We start from the raw sequence: 5,145 nt of genomic DNA on the forward strand, positions 1-5,145 counted from the left end.
TGAAGAAGTGGTAGGCGCCCCTGACGATGCCCGCATTCTTCGCCGCCTGCCAGTTCTCGGCAAAGCGGGTATCGCGGTGATCGCCACCTTCCGTCGCCTTCATGATTGCAAAGCGGACATTCGGCTGCGCCGCCAGCGCGCTCCAATCGATCGCGCCCTGGTGGTGGCTGATGTCGATGCCCTGGATCGGATAATCGGCGAGCGAAGGTGGTGAGAAAGGGGCCATGCCGCGATCGTATGCCAGATAGGCGGCTGCGGCGACAGCCAGAAGGACGGCGGCGAGCAATGCCTGATATATTCGCTTCAATGGTGGCTCCGCTTCGCCCTTCTTCGTTGCCGAGTATAGGGCGGGCTTGAGCGATGTCGTGACCGCCCGGCCCTTCGCTTGCGCTCCGGGCGTTCGACGCTGCAATCGATTCGCTGGATCGATTGCTCGGGCACAGCCCGACCGCGTCTCACCCCCCTTGACCAATGCCCGAAGCCGGGCCATAAAACCCGCCATGAAGACGGTTACCTGCATCATCTGCCGGAAGATTATTCGCTAGCGCGCTCGCTGGCCTGGCCGTTTTCGTCTCCCAATACGCCAAGATGACAAACGCCCCGGCCCGCCGGCGGCGATACGTTGTTTTTCGGACTATGGCATTTTGGGAGAATAGACATGGACGGCCAGTCGGGATCGAAGACGCCGGAACTCAAGCTGTACAACACGCTGACGCGCGAACGGACGGTTTTCGCACCGATCGACGCCGACAACGTGCGCATGTATGTCTGCGGCCCCACCGTCTATGACTTCGCCCATATCGGCAACGCCCGCCCCGTCATCGTCTTCGACGTGCTCTTCCGGCTGCTGAAGCATGTCTATGGCGGCGACCACGTCACATATGCGCGCAACATCACCGACGTCGACGACAAGATCAATGCTCGGGCGCTGCGCGATCATCCGAGCCTCTCGCTCAACGACGCGATCCATGCCGTGACCGAGAAGACGGCGCGGCAGTTTCACGAGGACGTGGCGGCACTCGGCTGCCTGGAGCCATCCGTGGAGCCGCGCGCGACTGACAATATCGCTCAGATGATCGAGATCATCGGGCGGCTGATTGCACGTGGGCACGCCTATGAGGCCGAGGGCGAGGTGTTGTTCGACACCAAGTCGATGGCCGATTACGGGCAGCTTTCGAAGCGGCCGCTCGACGAACAGCAGGCGGGAGCCCGCATCGCGGTCGACGCGCACAAGAAGAACCCCGGCGACTTCGTTCTCTGGAAGGCCTCCAGCGACAGCGAACCCGGCTGGGAAAGCCCCTGGGGCCGTGGCCGTCCCGGCTGGCATATCGAGTGCTCGGCAATGAGCCAGCGCTATCTCGGCGACGTCTTCGATATCCATGGCGGCGGGCTCGACCTGATCTTCCCGCACCATGAAAACGAGATCGCCCAGTCGCGCTGCGCGCATGGCACCGAGGTGATGGCGAATGTGTGGATGCACAACGGCTTCGTGCAGGTCGAAGGCCGCAAGATGTCGAAGTCGGAAGGCAACTTCATCACCATCAACGAATTGCTGGCAACGGAGAAATTCGGTGGTCGCAAATGGCCGGGCGCCGTGCTGCGTCTCGCGATGCTGATGACGCATTACCGCGAGCCGATCGATTTCTCGATCAAGCGGCTCGAAGAGGCCGAACGCCTGCTAGCAAAGTGGCCGGCGGCGGACGCCGGCGACGCCGCACCGTCTGAGGTGGTCCTCGGCGCGCTCCGCGACGATCTCAACACGGTGGCTGCCGTGCAGGCGCTGCATGCGCTGGCACAGGAAGCCAACGCCGACAAATCGCTGCTGCCGACCTACGCCGCCAGTGCCGCCCTGCTCGGGCTTCTGCCGGAGATGGCTGAGATCGACGAGGCGGTGGCGATCGAGATCGACCGACGCGTGAAGGCGCGGCTGGAACTGCTGAAGGCCAAAAACTTCGCCGAAGCCGACAAGATCCGCGACACGCTGCTGGCCGAGGGCGTGCAACTGAAGGACGGCAAGGATGCGGCGACCGGCGAGCGGGTGACGACGTGGGAGGTGAAGCGGTAGTCATGGTCAGCGCTGCGGCCTGCGATACCCCCCTCTGCCCTGCCGGGCATCTCCCCCACAAGGGGGGAGATCGGCTGGGCGTGGCCGCATCGCCCAGCCATCAACGCTTCGAGTTCGCTCAACGTTGCGTTGGGACGAGCGATCGCTACTATCCAATCTCCCCCCTTGTGGGTGAGATGTCCGGCAGGACAGAGGGGGGTAACACGCCCGCTGCGCTAGCGAAGGAGCATGCAATGACCCATGCCCCCGTTCCCCCGCAGCGCCGCGCCAATGCAAAGCGCATGCGCAAGGCCTTGACCGAAGCTGAACTGAAGCTCTGGAACGAACTGCGCGCCCACCGGCTGATGGGCCTCGGCTTTCGCAGACAGGTCCCGGTCGCCGGCTTCATCGTCGATTTCGCCTGCCCCCAACATCGGCTTATCGTCGAGATCGATGGCTGGCAGCACGCGCGCGAGCCGAACGCTGTCTATGACGAAGCAAGGACCCGTCGCCTAGAAGCGGATCACTGGACAGTCCTGCGCTTCTGGAACGACGACGTCCTGCGCGATATCGACAATGTCTGCCTGCATATCCTCACGATCATAGGAAGGCACAGCTCATGACCTCAACCTACACTGGCGGCTGCCAGTGCGGCGCGATCCGTTTCCGGGTCGAGGGAACGCTCAAGGACTCCTCGATCTGTCACTGCCGCATGTGCCAGAAGGCCTTCGGCGCCTATTATGCGCCGCTGGTGTCGGTGCGTGGCGCCGAGCTTGAATGGACGCGGGGCGAGCGGAAGCGGTTTCAATCGTCGAACGTCGTCGAGCGCGGCTTTTGCGCCGATTGCGGCACGCCGCTGACCTATGAGGCGCCGGACGGGATCGCAGTTGCCGCCGGTGCCTTCGACGAACCCTCGGCACTCCCGCCCGTCATCCAGTTCGGCACCGAGCGCAAGATCGATTTCGTCGACCATCTGCACGAACTGCCGGCGCGCGTAACCGAAGACGATGCCGAGGCGGCACCCTTCGTGCTCGATCTCGTTTCCTACCAGCATCCTGACCACGACACCGCAACCTGGCCCGAGGAAAAGCGTCCGTGAGCACAACAGCGGCGATGAGTGGGGGATGCCAGTGCGGCGCGGTTCGTTATCGCGCGGCGGGCGAACTCGGCTATCCGCATCTGTGCCATTGCCGCATGTGCCAGAAGGCCTCCGGCAACTACTTCATGCCACTGGCGGCCGCGAAGCGATCCGAGTTTACGCTGACGCGCGGGGAGCCGGCGTGGTTTCAATCCTCCGATCTCGTGCGGCGTGGCTTTTGCGCGGCCTGCGGGACGCCGCTGTTTTACGACATACCCGAGGCTGACTTCATCAATCTCGTTCTCGGCACGCTCGACGATCCGCAGGCGGTCAAGCCGGTGGCGCAATCGAATACCGGGCGCAAGATGCGCTGGTTTCACGACCTCGACAGCCTGCCTGTCGAACGCGACGAAGAGACGCCCGATCGCGAAAATGCGATTGCCGCGAGCAACCATCAACATCCCGACCACGACACGGCCGAATGGCCATCTGGAGCATCATCATGAGCGAACCCATCCGAACCGGCGGATGCCAATGCGGCGCAGTGCGTTTTCGTATCTCAGCTAAGCTCGGGCGACCGTCGATCTGCCATTGCCGCATGTGCCAGAAGCAGTTCGGCGGGTTTTTCTCGGCGCTGGTGACGACGCCGGAGGAAGGCATGGAATGGACGCGCGGCGCGCCGAGCTATTTCCAGTCATCCGTCAACATCGAGCGCGGGTTTTGCAAGGATTGCGGCACGCCGATGATCTACAGGCATCCCGGCGGGCTCGAGCTTGCGATCGGCACTTTCGACGATCGCAGCGATCTCGCGCCGCAGGTCCAGGTCAACTACGAGGCGCGCATCCCCTGGGTCGAGACGATCTTCGACCAGCCGGTTCATACCGACCCCGATTTCTACGCGCGGCAGGAGGCGATCATCTCCTTCCAGCATCCCGATCACGATACCAATATCTGGCCAGCCCAAGGCGTGAAAATATGACCGAAGTCCTCAGAACGCTCTATCCCGAAATCGAACCCTATGCATCGGGCCATCTCGATGTGGGCGACGGGCATGTGATCTATTGGGAACGATGCGGCACGCCGGGCGCAAAGCCGGCCGTGTTCCTGCATGGCGGTCCCGGCGGCGGCATCGCGCCGAGCCATCGCCGGTTATTCGATCCCGCGCTTTACGACGTGACGCTGTTCGACCAGCGCGGCTGCGGCCGCTCGACGCCGCATGCCGATCTCAACGCCAACACCACCTGGCATCTCGTTGCCGACATAGAGCGGCTGCGCGAGATGGCGGGCGCCGAGAAGTGGCAAGTCTTCGGCGGTTCCTGGGGCTCGACGCTGGCGCTCGCCTATGCCGAGAAATATCCGGAGCGGGTGTCGGAGCTGATCGTGCGCGGGATCTACACGCTGACGAAGGCCGAGCTCGACTGGTACTATCAGTTCGGCGTTTCCGAGATGTTCCCGGACAAGTGGGAGCGCTTCGTCGCGCCGATCCGTGAGAACGAGCGGCATGAGATGATGCATGCCTATCATCGTCGGCTCACGCACGAAGACAAGGCGGTGCGGCTGGAAGCGGCCAAGGCCTGGAGCATCTGGGAAGGCGAGACGATCACGCTGATGCCGGAGCCTTCGACCAGCGGCAAGTTCGAGGACGCCGAGTTCGCCTATGCCTTCGCGCGCATCGAGAACCACTTCTTCGTCAATGCCGGCTGGATGGAGGAAGGTCAGCTTCTGCGCGACGCCCACAAGCTGAAGGACATTCCCGGCCTTATCGTCCACGGTCGCTACGACATGTCCTGCCCGGCCAAATATGCCTGGGCGCTGCACAAGGCCTGGCCGAAAGCGGATTTCCACCTGATCGAGGGTGCGGGGCATGCCTATTCCGAGCCGGGCATCCTCGACAGGCTGATCCGGGCGACGGACATGTTTGCGGGGAAATAAGGCTCTTCGGAGTGAGTGAGCTGGCGCTGGTGGGTGTACGCCCCCCTCTGCCCTGCCGGGCATCTCCCCCACAGGTGGGGAGATTGGCTGG

7 protein-coding genes are annotated in these 5,145 nt (G+C 63.3%); 6 read left to right on the plus strand and 1 reads right to left on the minus strand.

The features are described from left to right. Positions 1 to 226, minus strand: a 226-nt coding sequence (locus B3605_RS22180; protein ID WP_414707009.1) for a GH25 family lysozyme, incomplete at its 3' end; no start/stop codon positions are given. A gap of 432 nt (positions 227 to 658) precedes the next feature. On the opposite strand from B3605_RS22180, the gene cysS reads away from it, so the two are divergent. The 6 genes from cysS (at position 659) to pip (ending at position 5,054) form a co-directional block, all read left to right on the plus strand. Next, positions 659 to 2,065, plus strand: coding sequence for a cysteine--tRNA ligase (gene cysS, locus B3605_RS22185; protein ID WP_112941341.1), 1,407 nt, complete (start codon positions 659 to 661; stop codon positions 2,063 to 2,065). 233 nt (positions 2,066 to 2,298) lie between these two features. Then, on the plus strand, positions 2,299 to 2,667 hold the full coding sequence (locus tag B3605_RS22190) for an endonuclease domain-containing protein (RefSeq protein ID WP_112941342.1): 369 nt from the start codon (positions 2,299 to 2,301) through the stop codon (positions 2,665 to 2,667). Then, on the plus strand, positions 2,664 to 3,143 hold the full coding sequence (locus B3605_RS22195) for a GFA family protein (protein ID WP_112941343.1): 480 nt from the start codon (positions 2,664 to 2,666) through the stop codon (positions 3,141 to 3,143). The genes B3605_RS22190 and B3605_RS22195 overlap by 4 nt, the downstream gene beginning before the upstream one ends. A 14-nt stretch (positions 3,144 to 3,157) precedes the next feature. Then, positions 3,158 to 3,628 carry a GFA family protein gene (locus tag B3605_RS22200; RefSeq protein WP_112941344.1) on the plus strand — a complete coding sequence of 157 codons (471 nt, stop codon included), beginning with the start codon at positions 3,158 to 3,160 and terminating at the stop codon, positions 3,626 to 3,628. Next, positions 3,625 to 4,101 (plus strand): GFA family protein, encoded by a 477-nt coding sequence (locus B3605_RS22205; RefSeq protein ID WP_112941345.1) that lies wholly within the window; start codon positions 3,625 to 3,627, stop codon positions 4,099 to 4,101. Before B3605_RS22200 ends, B3605_RS22205 begins: the two co-directional genes overlap by 4 nt. Further along, positions 4,098 to 5,054, plus strand: coding sequence for a prolyl aminopeptidase (gene pip, locus B3605_RS22210; protein WP_296436079.1), 957 nt, complete (start codon positions 4,098 to 4,100; stop codon positions 5,052 to 5,054). Before B3605_RS22205 ends, pip begins: the two co-directional genes overlap by 4 nt. The last annotated feature ends 91 nt before the right edge of the window (positions 5,055 to 5,145 follow it).

Origin of the sequence: Rhizobium sp. UBA1881, from assembly GCF_002338015.1 — a bacterium.
GTDB lineage: Bacteria > Pseudomonadota > Alphaproteobacteria > Rhizobiales > Rhizobiaceae > Rhizobium.

Bases quoted from the DNA above. Each gene is read 5' to 3' on its own strand.
- cysS (WP_112941341.1), top strand. From the start codon at position 659: ATGGACGGCCAGTCGGGATCGAAGACGCCGGAACTCAAGCTGTACAAC.
- B3605_RS22190 (WP_112941342.1), top strand. From the start codon at position 2,299: ATGACCCATGCCCCCGTTCCCCCGCAGCGCCGCGCCAATGCAAAGCGC.
- B3605_RS22195 (WP_112941343.1), top strand. From the start codon at position 2,664: ATGACCTCAACCTACACTGGCGGCTGCCAGTGCGGCGCGATCCGTTTC.
- B3605_RS22200 (WP_112941344.1), top strand. From the start codon at position 3,158: ATGAGTGGGGGATGCCAGTGCGGCGCGGTTCGTTATCGCGCGGCGGGC.
- B3605_RS22205 (WP_112941345.1), top strand. From the start codon at position 3,625: ATGAGCGAACCCATCCGAACCGGCGGATGCCAATGCGGCGCAGTGCGT.
- pip (WP_296436079.1), top strand. From the start codon at position 4,098: ATGACCGAAGTCCTCAGAACGCTCTATCCCGAAATCGAACCCTATGCA.